This is a genomic window from Sphingomonas sp. Leaf5, assembly GCF_001421155.1.
Taxonomy (GTDB): Bacteria; Pseudomonadota; Alphaproteobacteria; order Sphingomonadales; family Sphingomonadaceae; genus Sphingomonas.
The window spans coordinates 43,879-61,560 of the sequence record NZ_LMJZ01000013.1 but is presented as its reverse complement, the minus strand read 5'-3'; the positions used below and the strand labels follow the sequence as shown (position 1 = coordinate 61,560).

Genomic DNA, 17,682 nt, shown 5'->3' with positions numbered 1-17,682 from the left:
TGCCATGCTGGCTGGCCTCCCTCGCCAGCCACCACATTGAATCAGATCGCCAGCCCAATGGGAATCCGCAGCGATTCAGATCCACGTCATCACGCTCTAGGCACCCGGTTCGCCGGTCGTCACCCGTGCCGTCTCGCTCCTGCGCAGCGCCGCCAGCAACGCGCCGCTGGTATAGGGTTTGGCAAGAACGATCGCATCCGCTTCCCCGGCGACCGCGCCGGGATCGCCGGTTGCGAAGACCACCAACGCTTCGGGGCGCAGCGTGCGGGCGCGCTGGGCCAGTTCGCGGCCCGACGCGCCGGGCAGGTTGACGTCGGTGACCAGTATGTCGACCGGTGCGGTCTGCAACGCGGTGACCGCTTCCTCGGCGCTGGCCGCCTCCACGACGACGAAACCCGCTTCCTGCAACATCTCGGCGCTGCTCATGCGGATGAGCCCGTCATCCTCCACCAGCAGGATCGTGCGTCGGATGGTCGGCGGCGTGGTGATCGCGACCGGCCGGCTGTCGGCGATCTGCGGTTGCAGCGTCGCGAGGTTGCGCTGCTGCTGGTTCGACAGGACATGGCGGATCTTCCGCGCCAGCGCCTCGCGCGTATAGGGTTTGGACAATAGCTGCACGCCCTTGTCCAGCCGCCCGCCATGGACGATCGAGTTCTCGGTATAGCCGCTGGTGAACAATACGGCGAGGCCGGGCAGCCGCTCGCGGGCCTTGCGCGCCATTTCGGGGCTCTTCAGCGCGCCCGGCATGACGACGTCGGTGAAGAGCAGGTCGATCGGCATCCCGCTTTCGATCACCGCAAGGCCGCTGGCAGCGTCGGACGCTTTCAGCACGCGATAGCCGAGGTCGCCGAGCATCTCGACCACGGTGGTTCGGACTTCCTCGTCATCCTCGACGATCAGCACCGTCTCGGTCCCGCCGCGCACCGGACCGGTGTCGACCTGCACCTCGACATCCTCGGACTCCATGGCCCGCGGCAGATAGAGCTTGATCGAGGTACCGTGCCCGACTTCCGAATAGATTTTGACGTGGCCGCCCGACTGTTTGACGAAGCCATAGACCATCGACAGGCCCAGCCCCGACCCCTTGCCTTCGGGCTTGGTCGAAAAGAACGGTTCGAACACCCGCGCGACGATGTCGGGGGACATGCCGCTGCCGGTGTCGGTCACCGCCAGCATGACATATTGCCCCGGAACGACCTCCTCGTTCGTGCGGGCATAGGCGTCGTCGAGATGAGCGTTCGACAGCTCGATGGTCAGCTTGCCCCGCCCCTCCATCGCGTCGCGCGCGTTGATGGCGAGGTTGAGCAGCGCATTCTCGATCTGCCCCGGATCGATGAAGGTATTCCACAAGCCGCCGGCGAAGACCGTTTCGATCTGGATCGCCTCGCCGATCGCCCGGCGCAGCATGTCGTCCATGCCCTGTACGAAGCGGGTGACGTTGACGACCTTCGGCTCCAGTGCCTGACGACGACCGAATGCCAGCAACTGGCTGGCGAGCCGTGCGCCGCGCGAAACGCCCGCCATCGCATTGTCGACCCGGCGTTCCGCCTTGGCATTTCCGACGACGTCACGCGTGAGCAATTGCAGATTTCCGCCAATGACTTGCAACAGATTGTTGAAGTCGTGTGCGATGCCGCCGGTCAGCTTGCCGACGGTCTCCATCTTCTGCGATTGCGCGAGTTGCGCCTCGGCCTGCCGCCGCTCGGCGATCTCCGCGATCACGCGGGTTTCGAGCGTTTCGTTGAGGCTGCGCAGCTGATCCTCGGCCCGTTCGCGATGCCGGACCTGCCGGGCAAGGCTGTCGGCCTGTTCGCGCAATGCCGCTTCGGCGGCGCGCTGGTGCGAGATGTCGGTATGGACGCCGACCCATTCGGTGATGTCGCCGGCATCGTCGAGGATCGGCAGGGCGCGGATGGCGAAGATACGCCATTCGCCGTCGTGCCGCCGGACGCGGTGTTCGTGCACGAACATGCTGCGCGCCGCGACCGCGATATTCCACGCGTCGATCGTCGCGGCGGCATCATCGGGATGGACCGCCGATGCCCAGCCGAAATCCTGATATTCGTCGAACGCCTGCCCGGTCAACGCCGCCCAGCCGGGCTGTTCGCCGACCATCCGGCCATCGGCGCTGTTGGTCCACAATACCCCGTGCACCGCCTGCATCGCGGTGCGGAACCGGCTGTTGCTCGCCTTGATCGCGGCGGCGTCGCGGGCGCGTTCGGTGATGTCGATGCCCAGAATATAAACGCCGACCGTCTGCCCGCTATCGTCCTGATGCGGGACATAGCGTATCTCGAACGCACGGCGGCCGAGCGTCCGGTGCTGAAGCGCGGTTTCGCCGACGATCCATTCGCCGGTCAGCGCCGCATCGATATCACCCTGCCGGTCGCGATACAGTTCCTCGCCGATCACCTCACGGATATGCCGGCCGACCATCGCGTCCGGTGCGCCGCCGAACCAGCTTTCATAATTGGCGTTGACGAAGCGGTAGCGGTGATCGCGATCGATATACGAAACGAGCATCGGCACGGCATCGGCGATGCGGCGCAGTTCGGCCTCGCTCGCCGCCAGCCGCGCCTCGATCATCTTGCGCGCGCTGTTGTCGATGACGGTGCACAGGACGCCACCGGCGACGCCCTCTCCATCGACGACCGGCGTGTAATACAGGTCGAGGGTCAACGTTTCCGACCTGTTCGTGCGCGAAAAGACGGTCGGCCGGTCGCGGAACGACTGGCTCTCGCCGCGCAACGCCGCTGGCAGCACGGTTCGATAATGGTCCCACAGTTCGGGAAACGCGTTTCTGACCGGGGTGCCGAACACCTCCGGATGGCGTTCGCCGACGATCGCGCGATAGGCGTCGTTGTAGAACAGGATATGGTCCGGGCCCCAGACCAGCATCTTGGCCACCGGCGAATTGACGATGTTCGCAATCGTCGCCCGCATCTGCGACGGCCATTGGGCGGGCGGACCGAGCGGCGTGCCGGCCCAGTCGCGCGCCCGGATCAGCGCGCCGCATTCGCCGCCGGCCGCCGGCCAGTCCTTTGCCACCATGCCGCATTCCGCACCGGCGGAGCGCAACGCGTGCAAGCCGGCACGGACGACGTCGTCGGCATTGGCATAGCCCCCGCCTGCCACCGCATCGGCGACGAACGCTTCCAGTTCGGGGGACAGCGATACGGTGCTGGTACGTCGTCCGGTCATCGCGAACATCTCATGCAACTCATATTGTGTGTCAACGCGTGCGACGGCTTCATGCGGCGGCGGCCACCTCCGGCGCGGCAGACGGAGCGGCGCGGTCGCCGATCGGCGTCACGACCGTCGCGACGTCCGGCGCGGTCACGCTGCCGCTGCGTTCCAGCTTGCCCCAGCCGACGCGCGGTCCGCTCATCGCCGCCGCCAGCGCGCGCAGGACCACCGCGTACAGCAACTGGCGATAGCCGAACCGCTGCGCCAGCATCCGCAGCGGCGGCAGACGTTCGCCCCTGCCCTCCAGCTGGTAGGCGACCCAGCCGCAGGCGAGATCGATCGCAGTGAACGCCGCCCAGTAGAGCGCGACCCAGCCGACATCGCCGCCCGCCGCTTCCCACCCGCGATCGGCGATCCGCCACGCGGTGGTGACGATGCTCCCGACCAGCGCCACGTCGATCAGCGGCGCGGCCAGCGTGAACAGCACCTGGAAAACCAGTGCCTGCGGCAGCCCCAGCAATGCCAGCCCGCGCGGACGACCCCGGCCGATGATCGCGCGGTGCTTCCACAGGCATTGCAGCGTGCCATAGGCCCAGCGATAGCGCTGACGGAACAGTCCCCGCGCGGTCTCCGGCGCTTCGGTCCATGCGATCGCCTCCATGTCGCAGGCGACGTGCCAGCCGGCGCGCTGGATCGCGATGGTCAGGTCCTGATCCTCGGCCAGCGTATCGTCGGGATATCCGCCGACCGAATCGAGCGCCGCGCGCCGCCACGCCCCGACCGCGCCCGGCACGACCGTCACCGCGCCCAGCGCATGCAACGCGCGCCGTTCGAGGTTCTGTGCGGTGATATATTCCAGCGCCTGCCACCGGGTAATCAGGTTGACGCGATTGCCGACCTTCGCATTGCCCGCGACCGCGCCGATCGCCGGATCGGCGAACCAGCGCAACAGCTTCGCAATGGTATCCGCCTCGAACTGGGTGTCGGCGTCGAGCGCGACGACGACATCGCCCTTGGCGATCTGTAGCGCGGTGTTGAGCGCACGTGCCTTGCCGCCATTTTCCAGTGTCAGCAGCCGGACGCGCGGATCGATGCCAAACGCGGTCCGGACGATGTCGGACGTACCGTCGGTCGAGCCGTCGTCGATCACGATGACGTCGATCCGGACGCCGACGCTGCCGAGGATGCGGCGCACCGATGCCTCGATCACCCGTGCTTCGTTGAACGCCGGGATCAACACCGACACCGACGTCGGAACCAGATGCGGTGCGGCCGGCGGCGGACCACCCCGGCGCGCGGCGAACATCGCCAGCCCGGCCAGGGCGACCGACCGGGCGATGCCGATGGCGATCACCAGCAGGAACGCCGTCATCAACAGGTCGCGGGTCAGGCTGACGCCGCCGAACAGGCCGCGCGCACTCGCCGCTTCGCTCGCTTGCGCGCCCCGCAACACCGGCATCACCTGATCGCGCGACAGCCCGGCGAGCCGCGACACGCCGACCAGTTCATAGCCACGTGCACGCAACCCGCGAATGATCCCCGGCAGCGCCGCCAGCGTCCGGCTGCGATCGCCGCCCGAATCGTGGAGCAGAACGATTTGGGTCGGGCGATCGGCGGTGCCGGCCTGAACCTGGGCGATCGTCCGCTCTACGATCTGTCGCGGCGACGGCGTTTGCCAGTCGTGCGGATCGACGTTCAGACCGACCGTCAGATAGCCGAGTTCGGCCCCGACCCGCGTCGCATGCAGTTCGTCGCCACGATCGGGATCGGCGTCGCCGAGGAACGGTGGCCGGAACAACCGCATCGCCCGCCCGGTATAGGCCTCGACCAGCCGTTCGGTCGCGGTCAGTTCCAGCCGGATGGCTTGCGGAGAGCGGTGCGACAGATTGGCATGCGAGGTGCTATGGTTGCCGAGTTCGCTGCCTTCCGCGACGATCCGTCGCAGGATCGGCCCCTGCCCCAGCGCATTGGCACCGGTAACGAAGAAGGTGGCGGGCGCGCCTTCGCGCTTCAGCACGTCGAGGATTTTGGGTGTCCAGAGCGGGTCGGGACCATCGTCGAAGGTCAGCGCGACCATGCGCCGCTGCGCGCCGGTGCGCTGGACGATATCGGGTCCGGGCAGGCGATCGACCCGCGCCGCGCGGACCATGCCGCTGGCGTCGGACCGCAGCGTGCGGTGTCCGGCGGTCGCGCCGGCGTCCAGCCGCAACACCTCGCCCTGCCCCAGCAGCGTCACGCCCGCTGGCTGGGGCAGGGTTCCGGTCCCGGTGGCGGAACCGGTACGGGCGACGGTCCAGAAATGCGGGTCCTCGCTGCCCATGCGCCACAGCGCCACCGCATGTGCGCCGGCGACCGACGCCGCGCGCAGCTGATTGGCGGCGGTGACGGCATCGAGCAACCAGACCTGATGGTCACGCCCCCGTTCGCGATAGGCGAAGTGCCAGTTGCCGCTGGCCCGATCATATATCGGCACGGCGCCCGCCTGTCGGGCAAGGTTCCACGCATCTGCCACGCGCAGCGGCTGGGTCGTGCGACCGTTCCAGTCATAGCCGTAATTGCCCAGCGCGACGATCGTGCCGGGACCGGCGGTGCGCAGCGCATCGGCCACGACCCGCGCGAACCAGGGTTGCGACGCGATCGGCCCCGCCGCCCCGCCCATCCAATGCTCGTCATAGGCCATCAGCACCAGCCGATCGACGACCTTCGCATAGCGGGCAAGGTCCCATTCCGCGTCCGCGACCGGGGTCGCGATCATCACCTGCCAGTGCCGGCGGGCAAAGCGCGTGCGGAGTTCGGACAGGAACCGGCGATAATTGGCGTGCGCGCTTGCGGGCAGGCTTTCGAGGTCGAGCATCACGCCCATTCCCCGCTCCGCCGCCACCATCGCTTCGATCTGTCCGGCGAAGCGGTTCCGCGCCGTTGCATCGGTCAGCAGCGCCGCGGTGCCGATACCGTCCCAGCTGCCGTCCTCACGCGCATTCTGGACCATCGGGATCAGCGCGGGCGGACGTTTCGCCTTCGCCAGTACGGCGTGCAGATAGTCGTCCGATTCATAGGCGAAGCGATGGTCGCGCCCGGCAACCGACGCGATGCCCGGTGCCAGCCAGTCGACCTCGTCCACATGACGCGCCAGCGACTGCCGCGATGCCGCGTCCCATGGCATATAGAATCCGAGTACCGGCAGGCGGCGAGCGGCGGCGGCGGTCTGCCCTGCCGGCAGCCAGGGACCGGTGCCCGTTGCGACGGGCGCAGCGGCAATCGCCTGCGGACGCACGGCATCCCCGGGGAGCGCCAGTGCGCCCCGCTGCGGCGTCCGCGTCAGTGCCGAAACAACCAGCGCGACGATCGCCAGCATCGTGACGACCAGGATCGTCGCCCCCCATCGCACCCGCCGGGCGCGCCGCCCGCTGGCATCGTAAAAGATGGGATGTGTCACGCCGCCCCCTGAAACCTGGTACGGCGCGCTTAAACCGTGAAACCGAACATGCGGTTAACTACCCGCCTGTTCCGGGGTCGCCGCGATCACCGGACCGCCTGCGTCCGACGGATTGATTTTCCTGTTCTGACAACGCTATCACGCTGCCAGGGAACGCGACGCGGACAGGGCGCGCACCCGCTTGTCCGGCATCGTTGCCGGACCGGTGCGGCAACCGAACGGGGGGGAGGAACAGCATGCGCCGGATCGCGCCACGCCATCATGGCCCGCCCCCCTGCGGCTTGGCCGACCAGCTTCTGATCCCGTTCGATACATCCCGTTCGCCCGAACGTTCTTCCCCTTCGCGAAAGACCCCATCGATGTCCGCATCCCTTCGCCTTGCCGCCCTGCTCGGCAGCACGCTGCTCACCGCCACGCCGGTTCTGGCGCAAACCACCAACAACGCCCCGCAAGCCGCCACCCGCCCCACCGACGGCCCGCAGGCGCGGCCGTGGATGGACCGTGCGCTCGATGCCGATGCCCGCACCGAACTGGTGCTGAAGGAGATGACGCTCGACGAGAAATTGCAGCTGACCTTCGGCTATTTCTCGACCAAGGCCGATTGGCAGCGCACGCCGATCAAGAATTACGAACCGCCCAAGGACGGGCTGCCTGATTCGGCAGGTTATGTTCCGGGCATTCCGCGCCTCGGCATTCCCGGCCAGTGGCAGACCGATGCCGGCCTCGGCGTCGCGACGCAGCGTTCGCCGACACCGCGGCTGCGCACCTCGCTTCCCTCGGGTATCGCCACCGCCGCGACGTGGAACCCCGAGGTCGCGCAAGCCGGCGGCGCGATGATCGGGCGCGAAGCGTTTCTGTCGGGCTTCAACGTGCAACTGGCCGGCGGCATGAACCTGATGCGCGAACCGCGCGGCGGCCGGAACTTCGAATATGGCGGCGAAGACCCGTTGCTCGCCGGCATCATCACCGGCCATGAGATCAAGGGCATCCAGTCGCAGCACGTCGTGTCGACGATGAAGCATTATGCGTTCAACGGGCAGGAAACCAACCGCTTCAACATCGATCACCGCATTGACGAGGCAGCGGCACGCCAGTCGGACCTGCTCGCCTTCGAATTCGCGGTCGAGACCGGCGACCCCGGATCGGTGATGTGCGCGTACAACCGCGTCAACGGCTTCTATGCGTGTGAGAATGACTGGCTGCTCAACCGCACGCTGAAGAAGGACTGGGGCTACAAGGGCTATGTCATGTCGGACTGGGGCGCGACCCATTCGACGACGCAGGCGGCCAATGCCGGGCTGGACCAGCAATCGGGCTGGGCGTTCGATCGCTCCGCCTATTTCGCCGATGCGCTGCGGGAGGCGGTGAACAACGGCTATGTTCCCGAAGCGCGGGCGACCGACATGGCGCGCCGCATCCTGTGGGCGATGTTCAAAAACGGCCTGTTCGAAACGCTGGTCGCCGGCGACCGCGCGACGACGATCGATTATGCCGCCCATGCCGCCATCACCCGCACCGATGCCGAGGAAGGCATCGTCCTGCTCAAGAACAGTGCCGGGTTGTTGCCGCTTGCCGCCACCGCGAAATCGATCCTGCTGATCGGTGCCCATGCCGATGTGGGCGTGCTGTCGGGCGGCGGATCGAGCCAGGTCTATCCGCATGGCGGCCCGGTCAACGGCCTTGCCGTCGCCGACGAATATCCGGGCGGCTTTCCGGGGCCGAAGCTCTACCACCCGTCGTCGCCGATGAAGGCGCTGCAGGCGCGCAGCCGGGCGCAGATTACCTATCTCGACGGCAAGGACGTGAAGGCCGCTGCCGCCGCCGCGCGCAAGGCCGACATCGTCATCGTGTTCGGCGAGCAATGGACCGGGGAATCGATCGACGCCCCGAACCTGAACCTGCCCGACAATCAGGACGCACTGATCGACGCGGTCGCCCGCGCCAACCGCAAGACCGTGGTCGTGCTCGAAACCGGCGGCCCGGTGCTGATGCCGTGGCTGGGCAAGGTCGGGGCCGTGCTGGAGGCATGGTATCCGGGAACGTCGGGGGGCGATGCGATCGCCCGGGTGCTGACCGGAGAGGTCAACCCGTCGGGCCACTTGCCCGCGACCTTCCCCGCATCGCTCGCGCAACTGCCGCGTCCGGTGATCGAGGGCGATCCGAAGCTCGACCGCGATTCGCACCCGATGGGCAACTATAATATCGAAGGGGCTGCGGTCGGTTATAAATGGTTCGACAAGACCGGAGCCAGGCCGCTGTTCCCGTTCGGCTATGGCCTGTCCTACACCGGCTTTACGCTGGGCGGGCTGACCGCCCAACCGTCCGGCAAGGGCGTGCAGGCGCGCTTCACCATCACCAACACCGGCAAGGTGCGTGGCAAGGGACTGGCGCAACTCTATGTCGCGGGTGCCGGCTGGGAAGCGCCGAAGCGGCTGGGCGGCTTTGCCAAGGTCGATCTGGCCCCCGGCGAAACGCGGACGATGGACGTGACGGTCGATCCGCGACTGCTGGCGACGTTCGACAGCCAGACGCGCGGCTGGAAGATCGCGGGCGGCACGTATCAGCTGCTGCTGGCCAACAGCGCGACCGACATCGTCGCGCGTACGAGTGTGCAAGTGGCAGGCGCTACGCTCGACAATCGCGGGCGGTAACTACGTCCGAACGTCGGGAACGCCTCGAGCCCGATACACCGCCTATCGGGCGCTCGAGGCAGGATCGTCACTCCCGCGAAGGCGGAAGTCCATAATCGCCGATGTCGAGGCTCTTGCAGCGACCTCAGCGGATATGGATTCCCGCCTTCGCGGGAATGACGAATGGCGCGGTACCGCCAATGCGTCACGGGTGGCATCGTTCTCCGGGATATCCGCCTGATTGCCATTCCTGTGATTAGAGGCGGGGAGTGCTTCCGATCCCCGGACGACAAAAAGGCCGCGGTAGCAGACGCCACCGCGGCCTTTCCATGCAGTGCTGCGCGCGGGCGTCGCCCGCGCCGCCGGCTTACTTCTTGCCGAGCGTGAGACCGCCGAAACGCTTGTTGAAGCGTGCGACCTGACCACCCGAATCCAGCATCTGGCCACGGCCGCCGGTCCATGCCGGGTGCGCCAGCGGATCGATGTCCAGCGTCATCAGATCGCCTTCCTTGCCCCAGGTCGAACGGGTTTCGAACACGGTGCCATCGGTCATCTGGACCTTGATGGTGTGATAGTCGGGGTGCGTTTCTTTCTTCATCGGTCTTCTCCACGAGCGGCTGGTTCCGACCAGCCTGGAAACAGGAAGGCGCGCCCGTACACGGACGCGCCCGCAATAGCAATGATCCGCGCCGGCTTACGCCTTGGGCGGGTCGGCGATCATCGCGGTGAATTCGCATTCGGCGGCGAGTTCGCCGTCGATGCGCGCCTTCCCCGCGAATTTGCAGACCCGCGAACGCTTTTGCAGGAATTCGGCCTCCAGCGTCAGCAGGACGCCCGGCTCGACCGGCTTGCGGAATTTCACGCCATCGATCGACATGAAATACACCAGCTTGCCCGAACCGACGAGACCGAGGCTTTCGACCGCGAGGATACCGGCGGCCTGCGCCAGCGCCTCGACGATCAGGACGCCCGGCATGATCGGACGGCCGGGGAAATGCCCCTGGAAAAAGCCTTCGTTGATCGTCACCGCCTTGATCGCGGTGATCGACCGGTCGGGGATCAGTTCCACGACACGGTCGACCAGCAGCATGGGATAGCGATGCGGGATCGCCGCCATCACCCGGGTGATGTCGAACGGTCCGATCGAGGTCGCCTCCCCTTCCACGATCAGCGGCCTGCCGGGGCCGGACGCGTGCCAGCGGCGGGGGCGGTCGGAGCGGCCTGTGCCGGCGCGGTCACGCTGACGCTGGGCAGCTGCGAATTGAGCGTGGTCAGCACGGCGTCGGTGATTTCGGTCGCCGGCGCGTTGTAGAAGCTGTTGCCCTTGTCGACGGCCAGCGTCGCACCGCGCTGCTGCGCGATCTGGGTGATGATCGGGCCGAGGCGGGTGCCGATCTGTTCACGGACATAGGCGATGTTGCGCTGAACCTGCTGTTCCTGCTGGCTGATCTGCTGCTGCGCCTGCTGCTGACGCTGCTCGAACGTGCGGATGCGGGTCTGGAGCGCGGCGTCGGGAGTGCCCTTGGCAGCGGTCACCGCCGTCTGGAGCGACTGCGCTTCGGTCTGGAGCGGCTGGCCCAGCGAGGTGGCGAGCGACTGGAGCTGCTGACGCTGCGACTGGAGCTGCGTCGTCGCCGCCTTGCACGCGGTGCAATCGCGGAAGATTCGCTCGGAATCGACGACCGCGATCTTGGCGTCGGGCAGCGCCTGCGCGAACGCCGGGGCGGTCGGAGCGGCAAAAACGAATGCGGCGATCGCCGCCTTGGTGAGGCTACGCATTAGAATTGAGTTCCTACGTTGAAAGTGATGAGTTTCTTGTCGTCGCCCGGCTGGCTCAGCAGCGCCTTGGCCAGATCGATCCGCAACGGGCCGAACGGCGAGTTCCAGTTCACGCCGATACCGATCGACAGACGCGGCTTGGCCGAATCGCCAAGGAACTGTTCGAGGAACGGCTGCGTGGTGTTGATCGCGACCGTGTTCGGCTCGCCGCCCAGACAGGTGCCGCCGACCGTCGTCGCATAGCCGACCGAACAGGTCGTCTGCCGGATCGCCGGTTGGCCGGACCCGTCGGTGAACTGGTTGTTATAGACCTGCAACCCGTCCGACGTCTTGATCGGCGAGCTGAACGGCAACAGCGAGGGCGATCCGTCCTTGTTGAATTGCAGCGTGCCATCGGCACTGCGCGCCTGTTCGAATGCCAGCGTCGGCCGTGGCCGGGTAACCCCGAACAGCGCACCTGCCTGGATGAAGACCGACGGCCGCAGACCCAGTTCGGCGATACCCGAACCCAGCGGCGGTTCGAGCTCGATTTTGCCGAGATAATAGGCCTTGCCGCCCAGCGGATCGTTCAGCGTCTGATCGCGTGCGGTCACCAGCGTCTGATCGCCGCCGGCGACCGAACCGGTATATTGCTGGCGCTGGATGCGCGGGCCGACGCCGCGGATATCGAAGCCGCGGAACTGCGGTTCGCCAAGGTAGAAGCGGTCGACGATGCGGACCGGATCGATCCCCTCGCCGGCGCGCTTTTGCAGCGAGTGGATATAGCCGCCCTCGACCCCGGCGGACAGGATGAAGCCGCCGACATTCCAGTATTTGTCGAAATCGCCGCGAATACGCGCGAACCGGACGTCGCCGCCCAGACCCGCGAAATCGAGGCCGGTGACGAGACGCTGGCCACGCGACGGCCGCAGACGGTTGTTGAGATTGTCGAAGATCAGGTTCCCGCCGACCATGCTGGTCAGCCGGTTGCCGATCGAATCGCACAGATAGCGCCCGGCCTTCAGCGGGTCGCAGACGCCGTTGGTGAAATACGTCCCCTGGTCCAGCCCGACATTGTCCTGGCTCAGCTGATACCGGCCCGACAGCGTCCAGAATTCCGTCAGCGGGACGCTGGCCACGATCTGCCCGCCGGTCGAAACCTGCGAATAGAGCGAGTTGCGGCCGGTCCCGAGGAAATTGAACGAGTTCAGATCGCGGCGGAACAGCGTCCCGCCCAGCGCGATATTCTTGTCGAACAGATAGGGTTCGGTGAAGCCCAGCTCGACCGACTTCTGATAGGTCGAATAATTTACCGACGCTTGAAGATCCTGCCCCTTGCCACGAAAATTACGCTGCCGGATCGATGCCTGGATGATGAAACGTTCGAGGCTGGAGAAGCCTGCCGACAGCGTCAGTTCGCCGGTCGACTTTTCCTCGACGTTCGCGCCCAGCACGATGCGATCCGGCGAGGAGCCCTCGGTGCGGTCGATCTCGAACTTGTCCTGGAAATAGCCGAGCGAGTTGATGCGATCCTGCGACCGCTTGATCAGGAAGGCGTTGAACGCATCTCCCTCCGCCACGCGGAATTCGCGGCGGATGACGCGGTCCTGCGTCTGGGTGTTGCCGGTGATGTTGATCTTCTCGACATAGGTGCGGTTCGCTTCGTTCAGGACGAAGGTGATCGCCATCGTATGTTTTTCGCGATCCGGCACATAATCCGGGCGAACATCGGTAAAGGCATAGCCGAACAGGCCGGCATATTCGCTCAGCTGGTCGATCGTATCCTCGACCAGCTTCGCGTTGTACCAATCGCCCTTCTTCATCGGCAGCGTCTTGGTCAGCGCGGCATTGTCGAAGTCGCGGATCGCGCTCTCGACCTTGACGTCGTCGAACTTATAGCGCGCGCCTTCCTCCACCACATAGGTGATGATGAAGTCTTCCTTGTCCGGCGTCAGTTCGGCGACAGCCGAGATGACACGGAAATCGGCATAGCCTTCGGTCAGGTAGAATTGCCGCAGCTTCTGCTGATCGGCGGCCATGCGATCTTCGTCATAGCTCGTCGCCGAGCTGAAGATACGCCACGGCCGCGACTCCTTGGTGTACATCTCGCCGCGCAACTGGCTGTCGCTGAACACCTCGTTGCCGAGGATGTTGATCTGGCGGACCTTCGACTTCGCGCCTTCCGACACCTCGAAAATGACGTCGACGCGGTTCTGGTCGAGCATGACCATCTTCGGTTCGACCCGCGCGGCGAAGCGGCCCTGGCGGCGATACAGTTCGATGATGCGCGCGACGTCGGCGCGAACGGCGGTGCGGGTGAAGATCTGCCGCGGGGCGAGCTTGATCTCCTTGGTGATCTTGTCGTCCTTCAACCGCTTGTTGCCCTCCAGCACCACGCGGTTGATGATCGGATTCTCGCGGACCCGGACGATGATGTCGCCGGTCTCGGCACCTTCGATCGCCACGTCGGCGAGCAGATCGGACGCGTACAGGTCCTTGATCGCCTGATCGAGGGTTTCGGGGGTGTAGGGGATGCCGATACGCAACTTGGTATAGGACAGCACCGTATCGGGTTCGATGCGCTGCGATCCCTCGACGCGGAGCGAGCGGATGGTGCGGATCGGTGCGGCGGGTACCGCCGGAGCGGCAGCGGCGGGCGCGCGCTGTGCCGGCGCGGCAGCGGCGGGCGTACGCTGCGCCTGCGCGAAGGCCGTGCTCGAGAGCATCGTGCCCGCGAGCAGCGCGGCACCGCGCACGCCGTGAATCGAAAACTTGCTTAGCGTCACCAAACCCACCCCAATCGGAGGAACTTTTACTACAGGACGTGCGCGCACTGCCCTAACCACGTCAGCCGATCAAGCCGGCCAGCCCCCGCCACACGCCGAACGTCCCCAGATCGTTCACCGTGACGAATATCATCAACGCCAGCAACAGGGCCAATCCACCACGAAACGCCCATTCCATCGTCCGCGGACGGACCGGCCCCCGCTTCACCGCCTCGATCGCGTAGAACATCAGATGGCCGCCATCCAGCATCGGAACTGGCAACAAGTTGATGAATCCAAGATTAATCGAAACGAACGCGACGAACGTCACCAGCGCCGGCCAGCCGAGCGAGAACTGCTCGCCCGACGCCTTGGCGATGCGCAACGGCCCGCCCATTTCCTCGACCGATCGCCGGCCGGTGATGATCTGTCCCAGCCCGTCGACCGTACCGCGCAGGATCGTGCCGACCATGCGGACGCCCTCGCCCGGTGCCTGCCAGAGCGGCAGCGCCGCGAAGACCGGCACCCCGCGCTCGATCCCGAACCGGCCGATCCGCGCCTCGTTGCCGAAGCGATCGCGCTGCCGCACCGCGCCGATCGTGGCATCGGTCGTCCGCGGGGCATCGTCGCGCAGATAATCGACGCGCACACGCTCATCGGGACGCATGACGGTGTAGAAGGAAAGCTCGGCGAAGGTATCGATCGGACGGCCGCCCATTGCCGTGATCTGGTCACCCGCCTGCAGCCCGGCGTGCTCGGCCGCGCTGCCGGCGACCACGCGGCCGATCGTTGCCGGGGTCCGGTCGACGCCATAGGCCGCCGCGAACCCGCCAAGGATCGCGACCGCCAGCAACAGGTTCACCGCCGGTCCCGCCGCGACGATGATCGCCCGTTGCCAGACCGGCTTGGCCTGAAACGTCCGCGCCCGTTCGGCGGCGGGCAGTTGCAGCCATTCGGCATCGGCTTGGGATGCAGGGTTCATATCGCCGGCAAAGCGAACATAGCCCCCCAGGGGTAGCCATCCGAATTTCCAGCGCGTGCCGTGACGGTCGGTAAAGCCGGCGATTTCGTTGCCGAACCCGACGGCGAAGGCATCGACCTTCACGCCGAACCAGCGCCCCGCGGCATAATGCCCCAGTTCGTGCAGGAAAACGAGCGGCCCCAACACCAGCAGGAACGCGACGACGGTAATCAGCAACCCGGGGGATTCGATCAAGCCGCGCAATCCTTCACACGCTCCCGCGCCAATGCACGCGCTTCGGCATCGATCGCCAACACGGCGTCGAGCGTCTGCGGCCCTGCCGGGTCGAAGCGTTGCAAGACATCGCCGACGATTGCGGCAATTTCGAGGAAACCGATCCTGCGGTCGAGAAACGCCGCCACCGCAACCTCGTTGGCGGCGTTCAGGATCGCGGGCCGCCCGCCACCGGCCGACAATGCGGCACGCGCCAGTGCCAGCGCCGGAAACCGCACCATATCGGGCGCTTCGAAGTCGAGCCGGCCGATCCGCGCGAGGTCGAGACGTTCGCACGGCGTTTCCATGCGATCGGGCCATGCCAGCGCATGCGCGATCGGTACCCGCATGTCGGGCGATCCAAGCTGCGCCAGGGTCGACCCGTCGACATATTCGACCATCGAATGGATGACCGACTGCCGATGGACCAGCACGTCGAGCTGCTCGGGCGTGACCGGGAACAGGTGATAGGCCTCGATCAGTTCGAGCCCCTTGTTCATCATCGTCGCCGAATCGACCGAAATCTTGGCACCCATCGACCAGTTGGGATGCGCCACCGCCTGTTCGGGGGTGATGCCCTGCATCTCGGCGAGCGAGCGTTCGCGGAAAGGCCCGCCGCTCGCGGTCAGGATGATGCGGCGGATGCGTTCGGGGGGACAATCGTCGAGGCACTGGAACACGGCATTATGTTCGCTGTCGACCGGCAACAACGTAGTGCCGGCCCGGCGAGCCGCCGCCATCATCACGTCGCCTGCCGAAACCAGTGCTTCCTTGTTGGCGAGCGCCACCGCGCCGCCACGGGCGAGCGCCGCCATCACCGGCTTGAGGCCAGCGGTGCCGACGATCGCCGCCATCGTCCAGTCGACGGCACGCGCCGCGGCATCGATCACCGCCTGCTGACCGCCCGCCGCCTCGATTCCGCTATCGCCAAGCGCATCGCGCAGTGCCGGCAGACATGCCTCGTCGCCGACCACCGCCAGCTTCGCACCCACCCGACGCGCCGCTGTCGCCAGCTTGCCGACATCGCGGTTCGCGGTCAGCGCCTCGACCTCGAAATCACCCGGTGTGCGCTCGATCAGGTCGAGCGTCGACGTGCCGACCGATCCGGTCGCTCCCAATATACTGACGCGCTTCATGCCAAATACAGTCCTGCCAACAGCATCAGTGCCGCGGCCGGCGCGACCGGTACCAGCCCGTCGAGCCGGTCCATCACCCCGCCATGGCCGGGCAGCACGTTGCCCGAATCCTTGACGCCAGCCATACGCTTCAACTGGCTCTCATAGAGGTCGCCCACCTGCGCCAGCACCGCCAGCAACGGCGTCGCCAGCACCAGATGCAGCGGCAGCCCGGCATATTGCAGCACGCCGCCCAGTACCGATGCCGACAAGACGCCGCCGATCAGCCCGGCCCATGTCTTGTTCGGACTGATCGTCGGCGCCAGCTTCGGTCCGCCGATCGTCCGGCCGGCAAAATACGCACCGATGTCGCAGGCCCAGACCAGCGCCATCGCCCAGAATGCAAGCAGCAACCCATCCGGCCGGTCGCGCAAAAACACGACCGCCAGCGCCGGAAAGCCACAATAGAGAATGCCACGGGCCAGTTTCGGCAGGCGGGTCGTGATGACGATGAAGAACGCCGCACCGATGATGAGGCCAAACGCAAGGAACCCCGCCCCCGCCGCCAGCGGTGACAGGATCGCCAACGGTACGGTCAGCGCCAGTTGCGCCAGCCGCTTATGCTCGCGCGAAACCTTATGCAGGTCGGCCCATTCGGCCATCATGAACAACGTACCGATCGCCACCAGCAGCCAGAAGGCGAACCCGCCGATCCACAAGGCGGTCGCTGCGACGGCGATCATGCCGACGCTGGCAAATGTGCGCGTGGCGAGGTCGGACTTGCGGCGCGCTACGGGATCGGTAACGGGGTCGGGTGTCACAGGCCCCCGAACCGGCGCTGACGCCGGCCATAGGCGGCGATCGCCTCCGCCAGTGCCGCACCGTCGAAATCCGGCCACAGCGTGTCGACGAACAGCAACTCGGCATAGGCCGCCTGCCACAGCAGGAAATTCGACAGCCGCTGTTCGCCCGAGGTGCGGATCATGAGGTCGAGTGGCGGCAGGTCGTGTGTATCGAGTTCGCGATCGATCGCTGCTTCGTCGATCGCCGACACCGGCATGCCCGCAGCGACCCGCTCGGCGAGGCGACGGGCCGCCATGACCAGTTCGGCCTGCGCGCCATAGTTCAGGGCAATCGCCAGGATCGGACCGGTATTGGTCGCGGTGCGGACAACCGCCCCCTCGATCAGTTTGACAAGATCGGGCTGCAACGCCTGATAATTGCCGAGAATTCTCAGCCGTACGCCCTCGCGGTGCAGTTCGTCGATCTCGCTTTTCAGGAAATGGCGCAGCAACCCCATCAGGTCGCCGATCTCCTGTTCGGGACGGCGCCAGTTCTCCGACGAAAAGGCGTAGAGGGTCAGCGCCTCGACGCCCTGTTCGCGTGCCGCCCGCGCGATGTTCCGCACCGCCTCGACACCCTGCCGATGTCCCGCGATCCGCGGCAGACGCCGGGCCTTTGCCCAGCGTCCATTGCCGTCCATGATGATTGCGACATGGCGGGGGATCGAAGCGGTATGGGGCATCCCCGGTGCCGCACGATCGTCCGCCGGAACCGA

At 66.3% G+C, this 17,682-nt stretch carries 11 protein-coding genes; 1 reads left to right on the top strand and 10 read right to left on the bottom strand.

Features of this window, described 5'->3' with window-relative positions; translation table 11 throughout:
- Window positions 1-96 precede the first annotated feature (96 nt).
- Window positions 97-3,201, bottom strand: coding sequence for a PAS domain-containing protein (locus tag ASE50_RS10555; RefSeq protein ID WP_082438964.1), 3,105 nt, complete (start codon window positions 3,199-3,201; stop codon window positions 97-99).
- Between the two features lie 49 nt (window positions 3,202-3,250).
- Window positions 3,251-6,622, bottom strand: coding sequence for a glycosyltransferase (locus ASE50_RS10550; protein ID WP_156347371.1), 3,372 nt, complete (start codon window positions 6,620-6,622; stop codon window positions 3,251-3,253).
- A 359-nt stretch (window positions 6,623-6,981) separates the two neighbouring features.
- Between ASE50_RS10550 and ASE50_RS10545 the strand changes: the two genes are divergently transcribed.
- Window positions 6,982-9,273 carry a beta-glucosidase gene (locus ASE50_RS10545; RefSeq protein ID WP_056399728.1) on the top strand — a complete coding sequence of 764 codons (2,292 nt, stop codon included), beginning with the start codon at window positions 6,982-6,984 and terminating at the stop codon, window positions 9,271-9,273.
- Window positions 9,274-9,619: 346 nt separating this feature from the next.
- Here ASE50_RS10545 and rpmE read toward each other — a convergent pair whose 3' ends face one another.
- The 8 genes from rpmE to ASE50_RS10505 all read right to left on the bottom strand — a co-directional run bounded on the left by rpmE (window position 9,620) and on the right by ASE50_RS10505 (window position 17,649).
- Window positions 9,620-9,850, bottom strand: coding sequence for a 50S ribosomal protein L31 (gene rpmE / locus ASE50_RS10540; protein WP_055994557.1), 231 nt, complete (start codon window positions 9,848-9,850; stop codon window positions 9,620-9,622).
- A gap of 96 nt (window positions 9,851-9,946) precedes the next feature.
- Window positions 9,947-10,369 carry a 3-hydroxyacyl-ACP dehydratase FabZ gene (gene fabZ, locus ASE50_RS10535; protein ID WP_056399745.1) on the bottom strand — a complete coding sequence of 141 codons (423 nt, stop codon included), beginning with the start codon at window positions 10,367-10,369 and terminating at the stop codon, window positions 9,947-9,949.
- Between the two features lie 50 nt (window positions 10,370-10,419).
- Entirely contained in the window at window positions 10,420-11,031 is a 612-nt protein-coding gene (locus ASE50_RS10530) for an OmpH family outer membrane protein (RefSeq protein ID WP_056399725.1), read from the bottom strand.
- Window positions 11,031-13,796 (bottom strand): outer membrane protein assembly factor BamA, encoded by a 2,766-nt coding sequence (gene bamA, locus ASE50_RS10525; RefSeq protein WP_056399742.1) that lies wholly within the window; start codon window positions 13,794-13,796, stop codon window positions 11,031-11,033. The genes ASE50_RS10530 and bamA overlap by 1 nt, the downstream gene beginning before the upstream one ends.
- A 61-nt stretch (window positions 13,797-13,857) precedes the next feature.
- Window positions 13,858-14,991, bottom strand: coding sequence for a M50 family metallopeptidase (locus tag ASE50_RS10520; RefSeq protein ID WP_056399739.1), 1,134 nt, complete (start codon window positions 14,989-14,991; stop codon window positions 13,858-13,860).
- Window positions 14,988-16,145: a 1-deoxy-D-xylulose-5-phosphate reductoisomerase gene (locus tag ASE50_RS10515; RefSeq protein WP_056399720.1), complete on the bottom strand. Its 1,158-nt coding sequence runs from the start codon at window positions 16,143-16,145 to the stop codon at window positions 14,988-14,990. The genes ASE50_RS10520 and ASE50_RS10515 overlap by 4 nt, the downstream gene beginning before the upstream one ends.
- Window positions 16,142-16,945: a phosphatidate cytidylyltransferase gene (locus ASE50_RS10510; RefSeq protein ID WP_056399718.1), complete on the bottom strand. Its 804-nt coding sequence runs from the start codon at window positions 16,943-16,945 to the stop codon at window positions 16,142-16,144. Before ASE50_RS10510 ends, ASE50_RS10515 begins: the two co-directional genes overlap by 4 nt.
- Window positions 16,942-17,649, bottom strand: a complete 708-nt coding sequence (locus ASE50_RS10505; protein ID WP_056399715.1) for an isoprenyl transferase — start codon at window positions 17,647-17,649, stop codon at window positions 16,942-16,944. The genes ASE50_RS10510 and ASE50_RS10505 overlap by 4 nt, the downstream gene beginning before the upstream one ends.
- Between the last annotated feature and the right edge of the window lie 33 nt (window positions 17,650-17,682).